The organism is Haloterrigena gelatinilytica (genome assembly GCF_013342145.1).
Classification (GTDB): Archaea; Halobacteriota; Halobacteria; order Halobacteriales; family Natrialbaceae; genus Haloterrigena; species Haloterrigena gelatinilytica.
The window spans coordinates 2,352,605-2,372,407 of record NZ_JABUQZ010000001.1; the positions used below are offsets into that span (position 1 = coordinate 2,352,605).

The window sequence follows — 19,803 nt, forward strand, 5'->3', positions numbered from 1 at the left end:
CGGCACGGATAGCGTTTCTCACTGTCACCGGAATCGACAGGTCCTGCAGTGGGAGCCGACAGGTTCCGCAGTAGTGCGGTCGCGCGTCGACGCGAGCGTTCGTACGGCCTCGGGGCGAAGGCGCTGGAGTAGTTGCGCCGACGCGACTCGAGGCGATCAGGTCGCCTGCGGGTCGGCCCTGGGAGATGACTCCCGGACGTCCTCGATCCGGTAGTACAGGACGCCCACGGCGGTCAGCCCGACGACCAGCGCGGCGGTGATGATGTAGAAGGCCATGACGTAGCTACCGGTCCGTTCGACGATCTCGGAGATGAGCATCGGGCCCGCGACGCCCGCGGCTCCCCACGCCGTCAGAGTGTAGCCGTGGATCGCGCTGAGTTCCTTCGTCCCGAACAGGTCGCCCAGATACGCCGGCAGACAGGCGAACCCGCCGCCGTACGCGCTGATGATGAGGAACAGCAGTCCCGCGAACAGCCAGATGTGGGTGATCTGGGGCATCAGCAGGAACGCGGCGATCTGGAGGCCGAAGAACACGCCGTACGTGCTCGTCCGGCCGATGTAGTCGGAGGCGGTCGCCCAGAAGATCCGGCCGCCGCCGTTGAAGATGCCGATGAGGCCGACGACCGAGGCCGCGGTCGCCGCGTCGACCTGCGCGATGACCTGCGTCATCGGCGACGCGACCGACAGCAGCATGATCCCGGCCGAGATGTTGATGAACATGACCAGCCACACGAGGTAGAACCGCGGCGTCCGCAGGGCCTCGCTGCCGGTGAGTTCCGCGAGGTCGGTGTTGACGGAGACGCCCTTCTCGTTGTCGGCAGTGTCGATCTCGCTTTCGTCGATTCCGTCCGGAACCCAGTCGACCGGCGGCTTCTTCAGATAGCTCGCGCCGGCGGCCATCAGGAGGAAGTAGGCCACGCCGAGTCCGTAGAAGGTGACGGGAATACTGGTGGTCTCCATGACGTAGTTCGCGACCGGACCGGTCACGAGCGCGCCGGCGCCGAAGCCCATCACCGCCATCCCGGTGGCCATCCCCCGGCGGTCGGGGAACCACTGGACGAGCGTCGAAATCGGCGTGATGTATCCGAGTCCGATCCCGATCCCGCTGATCACGCCGAACGTCAGGACGAACGCGGCGTAGCTCTCGAGTTGGACGCTCACGCCGGCGCCGATGATTCCGAGGCCGAACGTTCCGGCGGCGATCAGTCCCGAGGTCCGCGGGCCGTGGTTTTCGACGAACCCCCCGAGAAACGCCGCCGAGAGCGCGAGGAAGACGATCGCGACGGTAAAGGCCAGCGAGACGTCGGATATCGCCCACCCTAGCTCGTCGCGGAGCGGGTTCTGATAGACGCTGTACGCGTAAATCGATCCGATGGAGAGGTGGATCGCGATCGCCGAGAGCGCGATCAACCAGCGGTTTCTGTTAGCGTCGGTTCGGACCATCACCGCCGGGTACCGGATTAGCGGGTAAATGTTCGGGGCGTGCGTCTGCACGGTGGGGCTCGTCAAGCCGTCGTTAACGCGGGTTCGTGTTTATGTATTGGCGGAGAGTCCGACGGCCGCCGCTCGCTTTGACGAGGAGCGCGACAGGCTCTAGTTCGACGGACGAGCGAATCGATCTTTCGGGCGTAGGACGTCCGAATTTGGGGGTTGAGAGGAAGATGCGTGATAGAGTGCACTGGTATCCGTCCGCTCTCGCGAGCGGGATGTCACTGCTCTATCCGCCCGTCGAGTCGCGTAGAGTCCGCCTTAATCGACGCGTAGACCCGTTCGGCCCACTCGCGGGCCATGGGCGAGTCCGTGTCGACGAACACCTGCATCAGCCCCGTGTCGTCGTCGTATCCGCCGAGTCCGACGCGTTCGTCGAAGAGCGCGAGTCCGTACGGAAGTTTCTCGCGAGTGCGGAGGGTCAATCGTCCGCGATCGACCGCCTCGGTCACGCGGGTCGGATACGTTTCACGCAGCCTCTCGGCGATGTCCGGTGGGTAAATGAGTTCGGCTTCGGTGCCGTCGAACACTCGCTGGTAGAACTCGCCGATCATCAGCGGCGCCAGATGCGTCGTGTTGAACCCCCGGAACGTCTCCGACTCGCCGACGAGCGAGATCAACCGCTCGGCAGGTCGGTCCGGGACGGTCGGTTCGGCGACCGTCACGGTCGAATCGATCATCGGTTCGATGGCGAACTCCGCGTGATGCGGACAGATCGCGTCCAACAGCGGACCCATCCGGTGGACGGTGCTCACGTTCGCTTCGAACCGGAGCACTTCGTCGGTGACCGCCTCGCCACGCCCCGTCAACTGGAATCGGCTATCGACCTTCTCGACGAACCCGTGTTCGTCGAGCCACTTCGTCAAGCGGTGGCTCGTCGCCCGCGAAACGTCGAGTCGATCCTCGATCTCGCGGCGATCCAGGGGCTCCGCTCGGAGCGCTTCGAGAACCGGACCGTGACGGACGATATCGCCGAGATGGTCCGGGTCTGCGCGGGTGCCCGCCGCGTCGAGGCGCTTGCCGAGATACTGCTGGTTCCGCGCGTTCTGCATGACCGCCTCCACGATCGGCGATGCCGGCGGAGTAAACGTGAGGTGGTCGTCTTCGGGAGCGTCCATGTCAGTCACTAGCTCAGTGTACGGTGGCATGAGTAGTAGCTCTATCCCGCACACGACGCGAAATCACTCTCACGTCCTGAGACGCCACTTCACGCCTCGAACGCCGTCTCCGTGAATGAGGCCAATAGGGCTGCGGCCCAGAGTTCAGGTATGGCATCCCAGCGCATCGACGACGAGCCGATCGACGAAGAACGATTAGACGAAATCGTCGGAATGGCCGTCAACGAACTCGGAGCGGCCTACTACGCGCCGCTGATCGTCATCGGCGACAGGCTCGGGCTCTACGAGGCGTTGGCCGACGGCGGACCGGTCTCGCCTGCCGAGTTGGCCGAGCGAACCGACACCGTGGAACCGTACGTCACCGAGTGGCTCAATGCGGGAGCGGCCGGCGGATACGTCACCTACGATCCCGAGACGGGCCGCTACGGTCTCACTCCCGAGCAAGCGGCGCTACTGGCCGATGAAGACAGCCCCGCCTTCCTCGCTGGCGGGTACCAAGGGCTGATGGGCTACCAGAAGCACCTCTCGGAGATCGAAGCCGCCTTCCGAACCGGCGAGGGCGTGGGCTGGCACGAGCACGACGCGGACGTGTGTCACGGAACCGAACGCTTCTATCGGCCCAGCTACGAGACGAATCTCGTCGACGAGTGGATTCCCGCGCTCGATGGAATGAGCGCGAGGCTCAGGGACGGTGCGCGCGTAGCCGACGTCGGCTGCGGTCACGGTGCATCGACGATCATCACGGCCGAGGCCTACCCCGATTCGGCGTTCGTCGGCGTCGATTACCACGATCGCTCGATCGAGGTCGCCCGCGAGCGTGCCGAAGACGCCGGTGTGGCAGACCGTATCTCCTTCGAGGTAGCGACCGCGAAAGAGTTCACCGGTGCCGATTACGACCTCGTGATGATGTTCGACGCGTATCACGACATGGGTGATCCGGTCGGCGTGGCGTCACACGTCCGGGAGACGCTCGTCGACGATGGAGCGTGGCTGTTGGTCGAGCCGTTCGCCAACGATCGGCTCGAGGAGAACCTGAACCCGGTGAGCAGGGCGTTCTACTGCGCCTCGACGCTGGCCTGCGTCCCGAACTCGCTCGACCAGGGCGGCGACCCGGTCCTGGGTGCTCAGGCCGGCGAAGCGCGCCTCCGGGACGTGATCACTGCGGGCGGGTTCACGCGGGTCCGTCGAGCGGCTGAGACGCCGTTCAACATCGTGCTCGAGGCCAAACCGTGACGGCCCCTCGTCCCGATCGTCGGCGGTTCAGCCGAGGCTACCGAGAACGATGGCGGTGTCGCTGAGTGTTTTCCTGGCCGGTCCGACGCGCGACGGACACGGGAGTCCGAGCTCACGCAGCGTCCCTGTCACTTAGCGGTCGATTCGCTGGATCGCCGCGAGGTTGGTTAGACGCGACTCCCGGAGGCAGCCACTCCCCCGCTCACCCGTCGATCGAAATCAGAGAAGATCGTCGTCCGACCGATAATCGCCGCACCGTTCGGCGAGTATTGTGGTACCGTCGCCCACGGATTCGCTCGCGACAGGAATATGGCGCTGCAGAATTTGTCCCGTCGGCCGCCACACGCGACCTCTCCGCGCCTGATAGCGCGGACGCGACGGCGCGGTCCGAAGCGAGCGCGGTCGGTCACAGCGAGACCGCGAGCCCGTCTCCGTCCCGTTCGTACGTCGTCTCGAACGGCGCGGACCGATCGCGCATCGTCTCCCTGAGCCACGCCGCCGCGTCCTCACCGGCGCGGGAGACGCCGTCGTCGATCTCGATCGGAACGAGCCGTATCTCGCGGAGATCTCCGTCCTCGAGCGTCGCTTCGAAGAGGTAGCTGCTGTCGTTCCGGAGGCCGCCCTTGACCCCGAAATCGTTGACGAAATCGCCGGTGTCGTGGAGCACGACGCCGTCGCCGTATCGTTCGATTCCCTGGACGACGTGGGCGCTGTGACCGTGAACGAGGTCGACGCCCCGATCGACGAGCCAGTGACCGAACGCGACGAGCCGTCCGCTGGGACGCTCGACCCAGTTCGGCCCGAAGTGAACGGAGGCGACGAGGAGATCTGGATCGGTCACCTTCGCGCGCTCGATCGCGTCGCCGACGACCCGCCGGGTTTCGGAGGCCGACGGATCCGGAGCGATGTGGGCGATTCCCGCCCGGTCGTCGGTCGCAGCGTAGCCCGCGTATCGGTCGGCGAACGAGACGACGGCGACGTCGACGTCGCCGACGGCAAACGTGGCCGGCGCGCGGGCCGCCGACGGCGTCTCGCCGGCACCCGCGACGTCGATTCCCGCCTCGGTGAGCGCGTCTATCGTGTCGGTCAGTGACACCGGCCCGAAATCCATCGCGTGATTGTTCGCCAGCGATGCGAACCGAACGTTCCCCGCACTCAGCGCGGGAACCGCCCACTCCGGGTCGCCGCGAAAGTGATGCGTCCGTCCGGGGGCCGGTTCGCCGCGCGTCGACAGACAGCACTCGAGATTACAACAGACGCCGTCGAGGGACTCGAGCCGGGGCCGGAGATCGCCCCAGATCGTCGCCGGGTCGACGTCGGACCGCCCGTACTGCCGGTTGAGCTCACGCCCGAGCATCGTATCGCCGGCGAAGCCGATCGTCGTTTCGCCGCGCCCGCCGTCGCGATCGGCGGCGGAATCGCGGTCGTCGGTGACGGCCGGATCGCCTTCGGGGACGGCACAGCCGCCGATTGCGACCGCTCCGGCGGTCGCGAGAAACGTTCGCCGGTATCGGCTCATGGGCTCGCTGGAGTCGGGTGTGCGAACCGGTCGCGCCTTCGGATCGCAACTGTTCGAGTCCACTGTGATCGCCGCATAGGACCGTTATCGACTGGGCCGATCAAAACGTTCTCGCTTCCTCCTGTCGGTGAAGGAGAGAGGACGACCCGTCGCGGAAACGGATCCCGTCGAATGCAGTGCGGTACTCGACACCGTCGCAGAGAAGTGGGCGCTGCAGGCTCCAGCTCGAGTGTAGAACGAATTAACATTTCAGGCATGAGGTAGTTGTTTTTCGAGGATTTGAAAATCGGCGTAATTGATGGAGGGGTCACGAGCTCGTAGCGTCTTGTTGACTTAAGTAGCGCGTATCGGTCACGAATTCACCGACCATCTGCTAAGTACATGAAACGAACATCGCCCGGGTTATCCTCGGCCAGCAGAATATCGATTCCCTCACTCATCTACGAACCACTACCTATGCGGATTTGCTCGCTTTCTTCTCGGGAACTGCGAATGAGAACGTCGACCCCTCACCGGGTTCCGACTCGACCCAAATGCGGCCATCGTGAATATCGACGATCCGTTGGCAGAGTGCGAGGCCAATACCAGTGCCGGCATACTCGTCAGTGGTGTGGAGGCGGTTGAACACCTCAAAGATCTCTTCAGCATTTTCCGAATCGATCCCGATTCCGTTATCCCGGACCGACAGCACCCATTCATCGGTTTGCTTCTCGGCGGTGACGTGAATACGCGGCGACTCGTCACCAGCGTACGTAATAGCGTTATCGAGCAGATTTTGGAACAGCTGCACCAGTTGCTGCTCGTCGCCCATGACCGTGGGCAGTGAATCCGAGGTGATCTCGGCGCTGGTCTCTTCGATGGCGATTTGAAGATTATCCGTCGCCTGGGCGAGCACGTCATTACAGTCCACGGGTTCGAATTCTTCGTCACTCGTGTTGAGCCGTGAATACTGCAGCAACGCATCGATCATCTCGCGCATCCGGTCGGCACCATCGACGGCGAACTCGATGTACTCCCGTGCGTCGGCATCGAGATCGTCGGCGTATCGCTGTTCGAGCAGTTGGACGTAACTCGACACCATCCGTAACGGCTCCTGGAGGTCGTGGGAGGCGGCGTAGGCGAACCGCTTCAATTCGGCGTTCGAGCGTTCCAGTTGCGCGTTAGTTTGTTCGAGTTCCTGCTGGCGATGCTTGCGCTCGGTGATGTCGCTCGCCATACCAATCCATTCGTCGATGTCACCGTCCTCGTTCAGCATCGGTACCGCACGCGTGAATGACCAGCCCAGACTGCCATCGACCTGCTCCACCCGGTGTTCGAGCTCGAACGTGCTCTCGGTCCGGACGGCTTCGTTGACGGCCTCCATGACGCGCTCCTGGTCGTCCGGGTGAATGTATTTGTCAAGCCAGTCGCTGGTCGGTTCGTTCGTGTCGGCGAGGAAGCCCCGGGCTTCGAGGTGGTGCATTTCGTTCCAATCGGAGCTCATGCGAAACACGGCTTCCGAACTCACGGAGACCAACGCTCGGAATCGCTCCTCGCTTTCGCGCGCCGTTTCATACAGACGAGCGTTATCGATGGCGACGGACGCTTGAGAAGCAATCCCCGTGATGATGTTTTCGTCCTTCTCGGTGAAGACCCCCGGCTCCGAATGGCCGAAGAAAAGGCCGCCGTGTACTTCACCGGAGTTCGAAATTACGGGAACCGCCAGGTAACTGCAGACGGGCAGATGGCCGTCGGGCATCCCATCGTAGGGCGCGTTGTTACCGTAGCGCGGATCTTCGGTGATGTCGTCCGAACGGACGACCCCCTCGCCGTGAAAGGTCGGGCCGAAGACCTCCGTATTGCGCGGCATCGGGAAATCTTCGAATTCCTCATCAGGAACTCCTGAGAGGGTATAGAGCGTGTAGGATTCGCCCTGATCATCGACGACGTTATAGAAGAAGGCACCGAACTCCGCGCCGGTTATTTCCGTACCGGCGTCCGTAACCTCCTGCACCAGATTCTCGAGGTCGAGTTCGGCGGCCAATGAGTTGCCCACCTGGTTGATCGTTTCGAGGGTGTGGGTTTGTTCGCGCAGCGCCTCCGCGGCCTGCCTGCGTTCGAGTTCGTACTCCATCCACTGCCCCATCAGGTGGTGGAACGTGCGTTCGGCCTCTGAGAACTCCTCCTTCCGTGACTCGTTCGAGACGAAGAAGAACGTCCGATCGTCGTCACCATCGACTTCGAGTTGGGTTCCGAGGTATGTTTGGACGCCGAAGCGCTCGTAGCACAGCTTCCCCTCGAACCCCTCGCTTACGGGGTCAGTGACGGCGGCGGTTTCTCCGTTATCCGCCACCAATCGGCAGTAGGTTTCGGAGAGCGGATACTGCTCGCCCGGAACGAGGTGGTCGTGGTCCCCGCGTACGGTCTCCACCTCGAACAGATCGGCCGCCGGATCGATGCGGGCGATCCCGCCGTATTCGAGGCCGAACCGCTCGCAGCCGAGCTCGAGTACCGCTCGGAGTTTGTCGTCGAACGGCCTGTCGGAATCGGCCACGATCTCGTACAATCTCTGTTGGGCCTGCTCGTGTTCCTTGCGCTCGGTGATATCGCGGATCGCCGCGAGCACGACCGGGCGGTCGTCGACCTCGATTTGGGCCGCCGAGATCTCAGTCGGAATCCGACCCTGATCCCTGCTGCGGCAGGTGAGTTCGTCTGTCCAACCGATACCCTCTTCGAACACCTCGTCAACGAACGTACCGAATCCGTCGAGTTCGTCGGGATACAAGTCGGAGGGGCCGCGCGACAGCAACTCGTCTCGCGCGTATCCGAGCATCTCGGATGCGGCCGGATTTGCGTCGAGGATTTCGTCCGCGTCGGGGTCAACGATGAGGATCGCGTCGCGGCTGCTCTCGAAGACCTGCTTGAAGTGTTCTTTCGATCGCTGGAGTTCCGTCTTCGCCTCGGTCTGCTCGCGCAGCGTCCCCAGCATCCGATCAACTTTGTCGGCTGGCTGCTCGGGGCCGAAGAACTCCTCGGGCGGAGTGTAGTAGACGTTGTGAGAGACCACGTTGTCGTGGATGAGGTGCGGGTGGGTCTCGATGACGTCTTCGAGCACCTCGGGCGGGAACCGCTCGCGATTATACTGACACATGACGGTGTAGTCCTCGTTCTGGAACAGAGAGTTGAGGGCCGCTTCGTACTCGACCAGTCGATCGGGGCTCGTATCCTCATCCAGCGCCCACGTCATCTCGGCGGCTGCCCTGATTCCCGTGTAGCCGTCCTCGTCTGTCGCCTCCGTTAGGGAGTCCTCCCAGAACTCCAGTATCGCATCCCGATTGAACGTGCCGGTCCTGCGGTACGTGTCCGCCTCCGTGTGGACGGAGAGCGCACCCGAGTCGAGGGCATCGTCCACGTCAATTCCGCGGGCCCGCATCGCTTCCAGTACTTCCGCTTTCGAGTTGTCATCCGCGATGTACAGGCATCGCTCGCCCCGCTCGAGCCCGTGGCGGATAAACGGAATGGCGGCCGCGAACTGCTCGTCTCGGCTCTTATAGATGAGTGCGAAATGGTCGTTGGCGTGGTCGTGACCATCGAGGGATTCGACCGGGCCGCGAAACGCAGGACTCTGACGCAATGCCTCGAGGCCGCTTTCGAAACCCGGCGTCCCCGGTCGGTCACTGCGTTCGCCCGGCTGACTCATTGGCAACCGGTAGTTGAGTGGTACGGTTAAATGTAGTCTTCATCTGCACGTGGATAATCCGCCCTCGTACTCCCACCGTTTGGAGCCAGCGCTCGGGAGATATGCACGCAGTACGTTACGGTCAGTGCAGTACCGATGAGACGAAATAACCGAGGGCCCCATGAGAGATGCAGCACAGAACTTCTGACAGGGTTTGGGTGGGGGTAATCTCCAGCGATGATCGGCCGCCAATCGGCGATCGATTTTCTCTCTACGGACCGGTTTGGATGTACGCGGATCCCCGTGATACCAACTCGCTTGGTCGGCATCGAACGAACGCAACGAACCGGCCCGTTCGACCGATAATCGCCGCGCTGTCGGGCGATTATTGTACCGCAAATGTATGGGCGCTGCAGGCCTTGGTCACGCGGCGTGACAATCCTTACTTTTGGCCGATTCCGGCGTTGTAGCGGTAGGTTCGAGATGGGCAGTATCCGGGACTCGTGGGATTCGCTTAAGTGGAGAACACCAACCATGAGTCTCGAACCAATCGACGCTGAAACCGCGCTCGAACTGTATCTCGCAGATAAGGAAAACGAACTCTCGGAAGCCTCGCTCAAGGGCCACAAGTACCGGCTCGGCCACTTCGTCCGCTGGTGCAACGAGGTCGAGGAGATTGAGAACCTCAACACGCTCAGTGGCCGTCAGCTGCACAGATACCGGCTCTGGCGACGAGAGGACGGCGACCTGAACAAGGTCAGTGAGAAGACCCAGATGGACACGCTCCGCGTGTTCATTCGATGGCTAGAGTCAATCGACGGCGTAGAACAGGACCTGAGCGAGAAGGTTCTGTCTCCATCGATCACTCCCGATGAGAATTCCCGTGACGTGATGCTGGACAGCGACAGTGCCTCGAAGGTGCTCGCTCACCTGGAGAAGTACGAGTATGCGAGCATCCAGCACGTAGCTATCACGCTGATGTGGCATACGATGATGCGCGTCGGTGGCGTTCACGCCCTTGATGTCGATGACTACAACCCCGACGAACAGTACATCAAGGTTCGACACCGGCCAGAGACCGGCACGCCGATCAAGAATCAGGGTGATGGCGAGCGGATGGTCGCCCTGTCGGACCAAGTTTGCGAGCTTCTCGACGACTGGCTCGAAACTAAGCGACCATCAGTGACTGACGAATACGGCCGGGAACCGTTGCTGGCCTCGCGGGAGGGACGAACGAACAAGACGACGCTGCGGGCCTACGTCTACCGCTGGACGCGCCCCTGTGTCTACAGCACGGAGTGTCCGCACGACCGCGGCCTCGGAGAGTGTTCGGCAGTCAAGCGAAACAAGGCCTACCAGTGTCCGTCGAGCGTGAGTCCACACGCAATTCGCCGGGGAAGCATCACGCACAGTCTGAATAGCGATATGCCGGACAAGGTCGTCAGCGACCGAGCGAACGTCAGCCAGCGAGTTATTGAACAGCACTACGACCGGCGCACAGAGCGCGAGAAGATGGAACAGCGGAGGGAATATTTAGATAATATCTAAGTTATAGGCGCTAGCAGCAAAATCGTCCAGCATTATTATCTGTACGACGAAATCGAATATCGGTCTTCAAGTTATGATACTATTCTGCGTTCTCAGATGGCTGTAGATGATAGAATATTCCATTTTGAACTTCTGCTTCTGGTTTATATTTGTAATCTACCTCTATCAGAACGCTTTGCTCAGGATTCAAACTCGCTTGATTTGCGACTGTGGCTGGATCAACCTCCTGGACATGAATAATCGGTATTTCATCATTGTCCTCATATTGTTCTTGGAGTGTAGCAGTTTCTGCTGAGAATATGATTGCAGCATCAAATTCCTTGTATGAATCGCTGTATACTGGTATGTCAAGTAAGTGCCCAATTGCACCATCCCTGACTCCTTCAAATGTGTCTCGTTTCCAAAGCTCACCTTCGATATCGAAATCACCGAGAACAATTGCTATAATATCATCGTTATTTCTGATTTGATATTCAATTTCGGTTAGAACTTCTTCAACACTTTCAAGGTCAACTTCATCAAAGGTAGGTTGGAGAGCTGAAACTAAGGGTGTACGGACTTGTTCAGCGAAATGTGCCCCATCCCGTGCGGTATTATCTTGCTGAACCTGGCCGAATCCGTCAACGAATGGTCTCTTTGAAAGAATGTTCTTCCACTGGATTCTTCGTATTTTTGAAGGTTTTCCGATAGAGCTAGCCCCCTCAATGATTCCTGCTTCGATACATGCTTTCCGAAGAGATATTCGATTTCCGAACCCATTCCTGAATTGGGATTTATATGTATCCACATTCTGCTGATCTAGGTTTGAATCGGCGATACGTTGTCTTTCCTCGTCTTTAGCCTGTTCTGCAGCCATTTCATGAAACGCACATGCCAGAAATATTCGTTCGTTCACATTATCCATCCCCTCAAACAGCTCATCCAGGTCATATTGATCGGGAATTTCTTCTAACCGATTTATGATCTCCTCCTCACGCTGGATGATCGGATCTTCTGCTGGAATAGGATTTTCAGAAGGTAAGTTCTCACTGTCATTTAACCAGTCTTCTTCGAAATTGGCCAATAGGAGCAAGCAGTATCCATCTAAAATCCAGTCACCCACTGTCATTTGAACTGCTTTCGCACCGCCAAAGTCATCGGGACCAAACATATCTCCCCACCGCTCTAATTTGAGCGGGTCATTTGACCCAGAAAAGATCGCGTTATAACCTTCCACTACAACCTCAACTGAATCAAAATATTCCAGTACGGCATTATCTCTTATATCATTGAATGTGTCCTCTGAGAGACTGCCTTCTGTATAATAGTGGAAAAGAGCAGATGCTGCAGTAAACAGCAACCGTTGCCTATCGATAATCGCTTGTAGGAATCGTTCTTGGATAGCCTCTAGAACACTGATTCGAGAACTGGGTGAGGACTTCTCCTGCTCTGAATCTTCACCGCTCCTGATCCGGTTGACTTCACTCCTGATAGCAGACTCTCTCTCAGAAGAATAATATTCCTTAGTCAGATTCCAAGAACGCTTGAATCCTAATGATGTATCTTTTTCCAGCGAATTCTTTAGAATCCATTCTAGTTCTTCAAGTGACTTCTGATTATACTGATAAAGATGTTTGAACTCTGTTAGCGAATCTGCGCTAGTAACGTCCATCCCAAGTAATATTTGGCGGAAGGATAAGAGAGGATACTCCAAATGAGGGATCTCGCTAGGTGAGCGAACGTAACAAGAACGCAATCGTGTTAGTGCATTACTCACAGGAGAATACAGACGAGCTTCCTTCCACCGATAACCGGTCGCCGCAATTGTATCAATAACAACTATTCGAAAGTCATGTTTTCCTAATTCAATTGTTTGGTCATGAATCTCCTGTAGATCGTTATAAAGAGGACCAATAGGATCTGTACTTAATGACCAATTCCAGTCCCCTTCACTACTGACATCCTCGTAATATGTTTTCACAAGTTCTTCGTATATTTCACAGATTGATTTAAACCGGGGTTCGTTCCCTTCTTGGATTGCTTCGAAAGCTAATTGTTGAAGTTGGCTTCGGGAATTTGCAAACTCTTCGTCATTAGTTCTCCAGACTGGATCTTTTGACACCTTGAATGTCTTAGAGAGCTTGACTGAGTCAATGGACGTTCCATTTCTGTTATCAATCTGTACTAAAGTGGTATTCGGCTTGATTCTATCTCCGATCTGGGCCGAGATCTGGGCTTCTACTTGTCCACCATTCTCACCCCCGTCTTGGATTGTAATAGACCTAATATTTTTATAATTTATATCTGATAAATAACCATCTGATTCCCCATCCTTCATATTTGCTCCAGTAACTCGTTTAGTGCTGTCCAGAAACCTTCGTGATCCCGTGAACTGACCAACTCCAATCCCAGGGAGCGACATAACGAGTTCATCTGCCGCTGCACGAAGTCGTTCTCTATGGATTCTTTGTCTGACCTGTAGCTGCAACCTTGACTCCAATAGTTCACGAAACGGATACCCAAGTAACAACGAGATAGTCAGCCAATAGAATCCTCCAATGGCCACTAGTGATCCAGCAGACAGCAAAATAACCCCCGTGGTTTCTACAGGTCGTGAAGCGTCTACGATATGGACAATCGTCGCATTCGCTCCAATAGCAGAAAGGAGAAACCCAACAAATGGAACAACTTTACTTCGTGCCAAGAACAAATTGAGGATGTTCGTTCCGAGGTCACGAGACGCAATTCGTTCAATTAGAAAGACGATTACAATAGTTCCTGCACCAGTCAACCCCACTTGAAGACTCAATAACTGACCTGGAACATCCTTCCCAAGATTTGTCTCTGGCAATAACCAGATGGATATGCCAAGAATAAGAAGAGTAAAAACAGGGCCTGTCAGAAGTCCATTTTTTCCGAATATCGAAAGATAGGCACGCGTTCCTCTTTTCCGAAATGAAATCCGGCCCGTGCTGAGTAGATTACCGATGGTGGCTCTCAACCGGATGGAGTTCCAAGGAGGGAGAAAGAATTTGAAGTACCATAGGATAAGCGCAGTCAAAAGTACGAGAAAAAGAAACGTGCCGAACAGAGTGAATGGCTGACTGGGGTCTGGAATATCAGAAGGGGCCCAAGGCCCGAGTTGAGTCATACTAATGGCGAAAAATCCCACACCCTTAGTCATTTACCAACGAAGTATGATCATCAGAATACTCAAATCTACCTGATTTCTTCATCCACGGCGTTTCAGTGTTGACGAAGGATCCGTGATTACTCGTGATTGAACCCAGAGTTGGGATCGTCAGCGGCGTTCCGGAACTCGTCTTCGTAGCGTTCGCGTTCTTCTGCGTCGTCAGGAAGGTCGTAGTGTAGTTTCTGGACACGTGGGGAGACATCACAGCGCTGGTCGATTCCGCCTGCAGAGACTCCTCTGTTCTTTTGGTCTGTGATATACCCTGTTCGGATGTGATGGGGGGCTCGACTGCTAGGACATTTGTAGGCGGAGTTGTTTTTCTGGGCTGCTTCGCAGTCTTCTGGATCTCGGTCGTGTGGACAGTCTAATCCGACTGCACACGGGCGAGTCCACTTGTAAGCGATTTTCTGTAACGTTGACGGACTCATTCTACCGTCGCCTTTCGTGAGCAATGGTTCCCTTCCCTCCTCGTCAATTACTGGCGGTCGCTGGTCATTGAGATAGTCCTGAATGATCTCTGGAACATCGTCATAGAGAGTGATTTCCCGTTTACTGCCTTCGTCATTTTTGAGCGGAGTCGTCTCTTGGCTCTCGTAGTGAAGAACCCGCTCATCGTAGTCGAAGTGAGGTACATCACGGCCGATCAACCCGCCTTTCCGCGGACCTGAATGGCACATCAACTCCATCGAGACGTGTTCTATATCGGCGTACTCGTATTTCCGAAGGTGATCTAGAGCTGCTTTTGCTATTTCTGGGTCGAGTTTCTTCTCGTCAACACCCTCTCCTCCGTCATAGTCTATTTCTGGGATTTCAACGCACTTCTCGAAGCGAACCGGAGCCATACGATGTTCGATCAAATAGCGGATGAACTCACGGAACAGATACATATCGTCTCTGAGCGTCGTGTCCGATAACGGTTCGTCCCGAGACAGAGACTCGTACTTCCGCCATTTGTCGTATCGCTCTACGTCCTCGCTTGTGAGGTCCTCGGTTGTCTCAACGCACGCTTCATCTTCGAGGTACGTCTGGAGATAGTTCAGTTTCCGCTTGTACTGCCCTGTCGAATTGACCTCCTCTAGTTTCTTTTCCCGGAACTCACTCAAGACTGCCTCCATCGAGCGGGACTTCAGCGAGAGTTCGGGAAAGGAGTCCGCCATGTGGTCCACGACGGTGGACGCGATTTGTTCGAGTAATTCCTCTGGCGGATCACCCGAGAGGTGTTGTTTGAGGAACTCTACGTCATCGAGGTGGTCGGTCATTGGTTAGTGTGATCAGTTTTGTGATGAGTTTGTCTCACTCGAAGTCGTCAAGTGAGCTGTCGAAGTCGGGTTGGTAGTCTGTGCAGGCGTCGTCTGGCAGGATCTGACGGATTCGTTTCCGGAAGAAGACGCGCCGGTATTGTCGCCGCTGTTCTGCTGTGAGGTAGAAGTCCCGGACTGCTGCCGCGTCGCTACTGCCCTGTTCCTCGGCTATCTCACCAGCGGTGTCCAACAGATCAGTCTCAGCTTCCGCCAGGATGTTGTAGTAGAACGCCCGACCGTGCTTTGGAGTCCCCACGTCACCGCCGACAGTCACGTCCGCCTTCCGGCACAGGTCTTTGAAACGCTGCCGCATCTGCTTGGGGCTCAAGAACGACCGGCCTTCTACGTCACTCGGAAAGAGATGCCCATTCCAGTTTGGCCGCTGAGTGTGTTTCTCGATCAGACTAGCGAGTGCATCGAGGCCGAACATGAGCGCGACTTGCCCCTGACCGTTCTTTCGCTCAGGTTCCTCAAACTCGATGTACGAATCGTCCACATCGAGGTTGATTTGATCTACGTGTACCGCGGGCAGTTCCTTTGTACGAACGCCCCAGATGCAGTATCCGATCACTAGCATTCGCTCTTCATCTGTCTCAGCAGCGATCCATAGTCGTCGAACCTGCTCGGGTGCTAGAGGTGTCGAGTCGGAGTGCCAGTCCCACCGGAAGTCGTCTTCGAGGTCCTCCATCGGATCGTAGGCGATACGACCGGATCGACCAAGCCACTCGAAGAATCGATGTGCAGCACGTACGTAGTGATAGGCTGAATCGTGCGATGTAAGCTCACGTCGGAGACTTTTGACGACCTCTTTGAACGAGTCGTAGACTTCGGTTTTGAGTTCGGGGTCGTTTGCTATGGCGAGGATCCTATCATCACCGTATTCGTTACTGAATCGGCGGAGAACCTCGTTGAGGCGTGCACGTTGTGTACGTTTCGTAGAGGGCCTCCAACCTCGACATTCGACGCGATCATCGAGGTATGCTTTAGCTCGCTCGATGGTGGCGACGTCGTCGATGCTCCATTCGTACTCTTCCGATCCGCCTGCGGAGGTGAGTAGAATGAAGAACTCGGGCGTTCCCATATTGTGCTTCTCACGAAGAACCCACCGAAGGTGCGAGTAGCCGTTATCGGTCAACCACCGCACCGCTGGGTAGTCCCGTGGTGATTGCGGGATTTCTGTTCTCCATTCTTCGAGGAGTTCCTCCCCGATTTCCTGAAGGGCTGCGAGATCATGGCTCCAGTTTCGATACCCTTCTGGATCGTCTGAGTTGTCTTCTGAACTGTTCGTCATATCTCCCCATAGCAGGAGCGGGAACATAATTCCTATCAGAATACAAATATGTATGTGAGGAGGATTTGTCCGCAATGAAAATTTGTATTGCCAGCAGGACTTCACGAGAAGTCCAGGACGGTAACGGCCTCATCTCACACTAGCCCAAATCATTCAACGACTCTCTTAGCACTGCTAAAGGATACTATAATTATCCCGTCATAATTGCACACCACCGTGTTGAAAGCTATGTCACGCCCATTCCTTACCCAATAGCCTAATCCCCGTTCCGTCACTCGATCCCAGAAGCGTCTCAAAACATCTGTGTGTAATTCAGGATGCGTAACTCGCCGCAGTCATGCGTTTTCCAAACTAGTCATATCATCACACAGTATGCTAGATATTACGACAGTTCAAGGGTGAGGGGAATCCTATTATGCCGCGACAGAAACACGAAAACAATCTATCCGAATGGCTGAGCCGGCTATCGTTATCTAGCCACCCATGTTAGATAGAATTGGCATGCATATCATAAGCACCAATGACATTCGAAGCCTCATGTGAAATTGCTTCATCCTCATTAGTTGGGTTTCGCTTCTGATCCACATTTGGCAGTGATCCCTGATCATACTCACCCCCAGGGTAGACGGACACGCACGTTCCGTTCAATTCAGCGTACTTAGCGGCGTACAAGGGCTTCAGTACGAGGCTATTCGTAATGAGTCTCTCGTAGAGCGATTCAGGAAGATCAGTAATAATAGTCACCCGTGCGCCGCTTACATCGCCTGATTCCAGGTCCTCGTTACTGACTCCGGAGAGCGCGGAGGCTCCGACCAAATCCAGCAACGGTCTGTCTATTGTGCTGTTTGCGAGTACTGCCTTCTCATGTTCCTCATGGTAGTACCATGCAACTTTCGCACTCTGAACGGGATCCAATCGGGAACTCTTAAACCCGACTTCACGCACGAGGCGCGCCGGAAGCTGAAACTTGTTGTCTCCGAACACCGGTCGGCGCATTTCGGACGGGAAGTCAGTCGAATACGGGGGCTCTTTCGGTGTCTTAGCCATCGGTCTAACCCCGTTAAAGGGAACTCATAAACAAAAACCCTCGCTGGCCACGAACTACCTAACGTCACACCGCGAATCTAAGACCTGGAGAACCTCGTCATCAGCACCAATAACGGCAGATTCGGTAGAATCGAAGATTGGAGCTGCTATCGGAGTAATGGTGGAACCGGCTTCGATGAATCGTTTGTAATCGATGGATGGTGAGTGAATCTCGTTCAGCTAAAGGTCATCTTCACAAGGAAAGCAACTCCTTGACAATAGCGATAAAGCAACCGCCCATCACGGCTTCGTGGAAATCGCGCGTCTAGGAGGCGAGTGGGATGTGGTCCTCGGTATTCTTTCGGTGATTCGTAACTTGCGCTCGGTCCGTGATGCGCAGCTACGAATTGTGACAGGATCATTCTACGCAGCTCGAAGGAATATAGTTCTCTGCCAGAGATCTATGTTCCCTCAATACGAAGTGAGCATATGACTGGTTCCACTGGCCCCGACGAGTTTGACGATGTCAACGAGGCAGTCGGCGCGGAATGGGAAGATGAGACTACCCCTTACGAGCGCATCCGCGACGTCATCAGTCGCGTCCACACCCCAGTTTCCACAGACGCTGTCGCCGACACTGCACGCACGTCGCCGAAGACGGCACGAAAACACCTCAACACTCTCGCAGATGAAGGATTCGTCACAACCGATACCGGCGAGAACGGGGGTACGACCTACCGACGTTCACCGGAGTCGCTCGTTGTCGAGCAGGCGGCAGACATCCGAGAGCACGTCTCGACAGAGGAGTTGATCACCCGCGTCTCGGAAATGAGAGAGCACATTAGCGACTTCCAGGCCGAATACGGCGTCGAATCACCAGAGGAACTACTCGTCGAACGAACGAATCAAACCCTGTCCGAGGCGGCCGCAACCCACGACGATCTCGACCCCGAGACACTCCAGGAGTGGCAGACAACGCGGCGGAACCTCGCGTTCGCCAACGCTGCGCTTTCAATCGCCACCGCTGAACGGTTCGTCGGTGACGAGTCACGACCGAATGGAAGCACACTTGCCCAGTAACTCATTGGAAGACACAGTATGGCAGACGACGCCCGACACTCACACAGCACACGACAAGGTGGTGTGCGGGACGAGCCAGGATTCCCGTGCATCAACGCCTGTGACAGGCAAGCTCAGCGAACAAGGCATAGCCATTTGTTGAGTGTTAGTCGGAATAGAGCGCTGGCATGAATCACGCGTTTCGCGTCGGGCAACGATCCGGGATACGGGGAGTTATCGAAACCCGGACGACCAGTTCCTGCGGTGGATTCGGTTTTCTACTACCGGTGGGTTTGTCCACAGTCCACTTGATTCTCCTACAGCGCTTCATCCACCTCCTGTAACGCATCGATTGCTTGCTGGAGATGCTCTCGTAGCTCGTTACTGCCACTGCCATCACTTGCTACTCGGTCTGTACGCTGCTCGTTCACATCGGTGGACTGCACCGTAGACTCTGACTCGGGTGCCCCCCACGTTTCAGTCCGGCCCAGTGATTCATCCTCTCCTTCAGCAACTGCATTGAGCCGTTGCTGTTCATCACTCTCATCCGTCGGTGACTCATCTACAGTTTCGTTCTGGTTCGGTCCTGGTTCTTCTGACGGTCGGCCACCGCGGCTGAACGCGTCTAGCGGGAAGTCGTACGCGTATGCTCGCTTGATCTTGTTGAACGTTGTGCGGCGCGAGATACCGAGAACGTCCGTCACAGCACTCCGATCACAGCCGCGTTCCAGTGCTTGCCTGACTTGCTCGTCTTCCATGCGTTGCAGCAACAGCTGTTGATCGTCGGGGATGTGGCCACGCGCCGAGTTCTCGATTTGCTCGGTCAACCCCCACTCTCCGGTCTCGACGTCTTTATCAACGATTTGCTGGTCACGCGATTCGACGCGGTTGTCAAGCCCCATCAGCACCCACAATCGCTCACGGACTGCCGACACGGACAACTCCAACGTCAACCCGGACGCGATGTCCCCGGTTCGAAGCGGCCCGTTCGCCGCGAGGAACCGCAGGATCTCGATGTCCTGCGGCAGCAAAACGCTTCGATCTTCGTCCGTGATCTCGACCGGTGAGTCAGCCGGCGTTGATTGTTGATGCAGCCAACTGTGACACGCCCGGCACAGCAGGGTGAGGTTCTCCATGTCGTGTTCGTCCATCCCGTCCGGATCACGCTCGATGTGATGCACGTGCAGCGTCGCTAACCCGCCTTCTGCAGGCCCGCACCGCCCGCATGACTGGCAGCGGTGCTTGTACTCCGCCAGCACGTCCTCGCGTGTCTCCGGATCCACCGTCTCGTGACACTCACAGTGTTCGTTCTTCTTCGTCGATTCGGTACTCGCGTCGTCGTGAGATCGTGACTCCGAGTCTGTCATTCGTTGGTCGTGGAACCGCTGAT

At 56.8% G+C, this 19,803-nt stretch carries 12 protein-coding genes; 3 read left to right on the forward strand and 9 right to left on the reverse strand.

Going from position 1 to position 19,803, the window contains the following annotated elements:
• Positions 1-156 precede the first annotated feature (156 nt).
• Together HTZ84_RS11825 and HTZ84_RS11830 are read right to left on the reverse strand one after the other, a co-directional pair.
• Positions 157-1,443: an L-lactate MFS transporter gene (locus HTZ84_RS11825; RefSeq protein ID WP_174680863.1), complete on the reverse strand. Its 1,287-nt coding sequence runs from the start codon at positions 1,441-1,443 to the stop codon at positions 157-159.
• Positions 1,444-1,709: 266 nt separating this feature from the next.
• On the reverse strand, positions 1,710-2,606 hold the full coding sequence (locus tag HTZ84_RS11830; RefSeq protein ID WP_174682576.1) for a helix-turn-helix transcriptional regulator: 897 nt from the start codon (positions 2,604-2,606) through the stop codon (positions 1,710-1,712).
• A 150-nt stretch (positions 2,607-2,756) separates the two neighbouring features.
• On the opposite strand from HTZ84_RS11830, the gene HTZ84_RS11835 reads away from it, so the two are divergent.
• A complete protein-coding gene (locus HTZ84_RS11835) occupies positions 2,757-3,839 on the forward strand; it encodes a methyltransferase domain-containing protein (RefSeq protein ID WP_174680864.1) in 1,083 nt (360 codons plus the stop codon).
• Positions 3,840-4,245: 406 nt separating this feature from the next.
• Here HTZ84_RS11835 and HTZ84_RS11840 read toward each other — a convergent pair whose 3' ends face one another.
• On the reverse strand, positions 4,246-5,358 hold the full coding sequence (locus HTZ84_RS11840; protein WP_174680865.1) for a CapA family protein: 1,113 nt from the start codon (positions 5,356-5,358) through the stop codon (positions 4,246-4,248).
• Positions 5,359-5,812: 454 nt separating this feature from the next.
• On the reverse strand, positions 5,813-9,037 hold the full coding sequence (locus HTZ84_RS11845) for an MEDS domain-containing protein (RefSeq protein ID WP_174680866.1): 3,225 nt from the start codon (positions 9,035-9,037) through the stop codon (positions 5,813-5,815).
• 513 nt (positions 9,038-9,550) lie between these two features.
• Between HTZ84_RS11845 and HTZ84_RS11850 the strand changes: the two genes are divergently transcribed.
• Positions 9,551-10,564 (forward strand): tyrosine-type recombinase/integrase, encoded by a 1,014-nt coding sequence (locus tag HTZ84_RS11850; RefSeq protein WP_174680867.1) that lies wholly within the window; start codon positions 9,551-9,553, stop codon positions 10,562-10,564.
• A gap of 79 nt (positions 10,565-10,643) precedes the next feature.
• On the opposite strand, the gene HTZ84_RS11855 is transcribed toward HTZ84_RS11850, so the two are convergent.
• The 4 genes from HTZ84_RS11855 to HTZ84_RS11870 form a co-directional block, all read right to left on the reverse strand.
• On the reverse strand, positions 10,644-13,694 hold the full coding sequence (locus HTZ84_RS11855) for a hypothetical protein (RefSeq protein ID WP_174680868.1): 3,051 nt from the start codon (positions 13,692-13,694) through the stop codon (positions 10,644-10,646).
• 119 nt (positions 13,695-13,813) lie between these two features.
• Positions 13,814-14,995 carry a site-specific integrase gene (locus HTZ84_RS11860; RefSeq protein ID WP_174680869.1) on the reverse strand — a complete coding sequence of 394 codons (1,182 nt, stop codon included), beginning with the start codon at positions 14,993-14,995 and terminating at the stop codon, positions 13,814-13,816.
• A 34-nt stretch (positions 14,996-15,029) separates the two neighbouring features.
• Positions 15,030-16,328 carry a hypothetical protein gene (locus HTZ84_RS11865; protein ID WP_174680870.1) on the reverse strand — a complete coding sequence of 433 codons (1,299 nt, stop codon included), beginning with the start codon at positions 16,326-16,328 and terminating at the stop codon, positions 15,030-15,032.
• 486 nt (positions 16,329-16,814) lie between these two features.
• Positions 16,815-17,375 (reverse strand): hypothetical protein, encoded by a 561-nt coding sequence (locus tag HTZ84_RS11870; RefSeq protein ID WP_174680871.1) that lies wholly within the window; start codon positions 17,373-17,375, stop codon positions 16,815-16,817.
• Between the two features lie 468 nt (positions 17,376-17,843).
• Here HTZ84_RS11870 and HTZ84_RS11875 point away from each other — a divergent pair, with 468 nt between their 5' ends.
• Positions 17,844-18,434 (forward strand): DUF7342 family protein, encoded by a 591-nt coding sequence (locus HTZ84_RS11875; protein WP_174680872.1) that lies wholly within the window; start codon positions 17,844-17,846, stop codon positions 18,432-18,434.
• A 296-nt stretch (positions 18,435-18,730) separates the two neighbouring features.
• On the opposite strand, the gene HTZ84_RS11880 is transcribed toward HTZ84_RS11875, so the two are convergent.
• Entirely contained in the window at positions 18,731-19,780 is a 1,050-nt protein-coding gene (locus HTZ84_RS11880; protein WP_174680873.1) for an HNH endonuclease, read from the reverse strand.
• Between the last annotated feature and the right edge of the window lie 23 nt (positions 19,781-19,803).

Bases quoted from the DNA above. Each gene is read 5' to 3' on its own strand.
- HTZ84_RS11850 (WP_174680867.1), top strand. From the start codon at position 9,551: ATGAGTCTCGAACCAATCGACGCTGAAACCGCGCTCGAACTGTATCTC.
- HTZ84_RS11870 (WP_174680871.1), bottom strand. From the start codon at position 17,375: ATGGCTAAGACACCGAAAGAGCCCCCGTATTCGACTGACTTCCCGTCC.
- HTZ84_RS11845 (WP_174680866.1), bottom strand. From the start codon at position 9,037: ATGAGTCAGCCGGGCGAACGCAGTGACCGACCGGGGACGCCGGGTTTC.
- HTZ84_RS11825 (WP_174680863.1), bottom strand. From the start codon at position 1,443: ATGGTCCGAACCGACGCTAACAGAAACCGCTGGTTGATCGCGCTCTCG.
- HTZ84_RS11840 (WP_174680865.1), bottom strand. From the start codon at position 5,358: ATGAGCCGATACCGGCGAACGTTTCTCGCGACCGCCGGAGCGGTCGCA.
- HTZ84_RS11865 (WP_174680870.1), bottom strand. From the start codon at position 16,328: ATGACGAACAGTTCAGAAGACAACTCAGACGATCCAGAAGGGTATCGA.
- HTZ84_RS11855 (WP_174680868.1), bottom strand. From the start codon at position 13,694: ATGACTCAACTCGGGCCTTGGGCCCCTTCTGATATTCCAGACCCCAGT.
- HTZ84_RS11875 (WP_174680872.1), top strand. From the start codon at position 17,844: ATGACTGGTTCCACTGGCCCCGACGAGTTTGACGATGTCAACGAGGCA.
- HTZ84_RS11830 (WP_174682576.1), bottom strand. From the start codon at position 2,606: ATGGACGCTCCCGAAGACGACCACCTCACGTTTACTCCGCCGGCATCG.
- HTZ84_RS11880 (WP_174680873.1), bottom strand. From the start codon at position 19,780: ATGACAGACTCGGAGTCACGATCTCACGACGACGCGAGTACCGAATCG.
- HTZ84_RS11860 (WP_174680869.1), bottom strand. From the start codon at position 14,995: ATGACCGACCACCTCGATGACGTAGAGTTCCTCAAACAACACCTCTCG.
- HTZ84_RS11835 (WP_174680864.1), top strand. From the start codon at position 2,757: ATGGCATCCCAGCGCATCGACGACGAGCCGATCGACGAAGAACGATTA.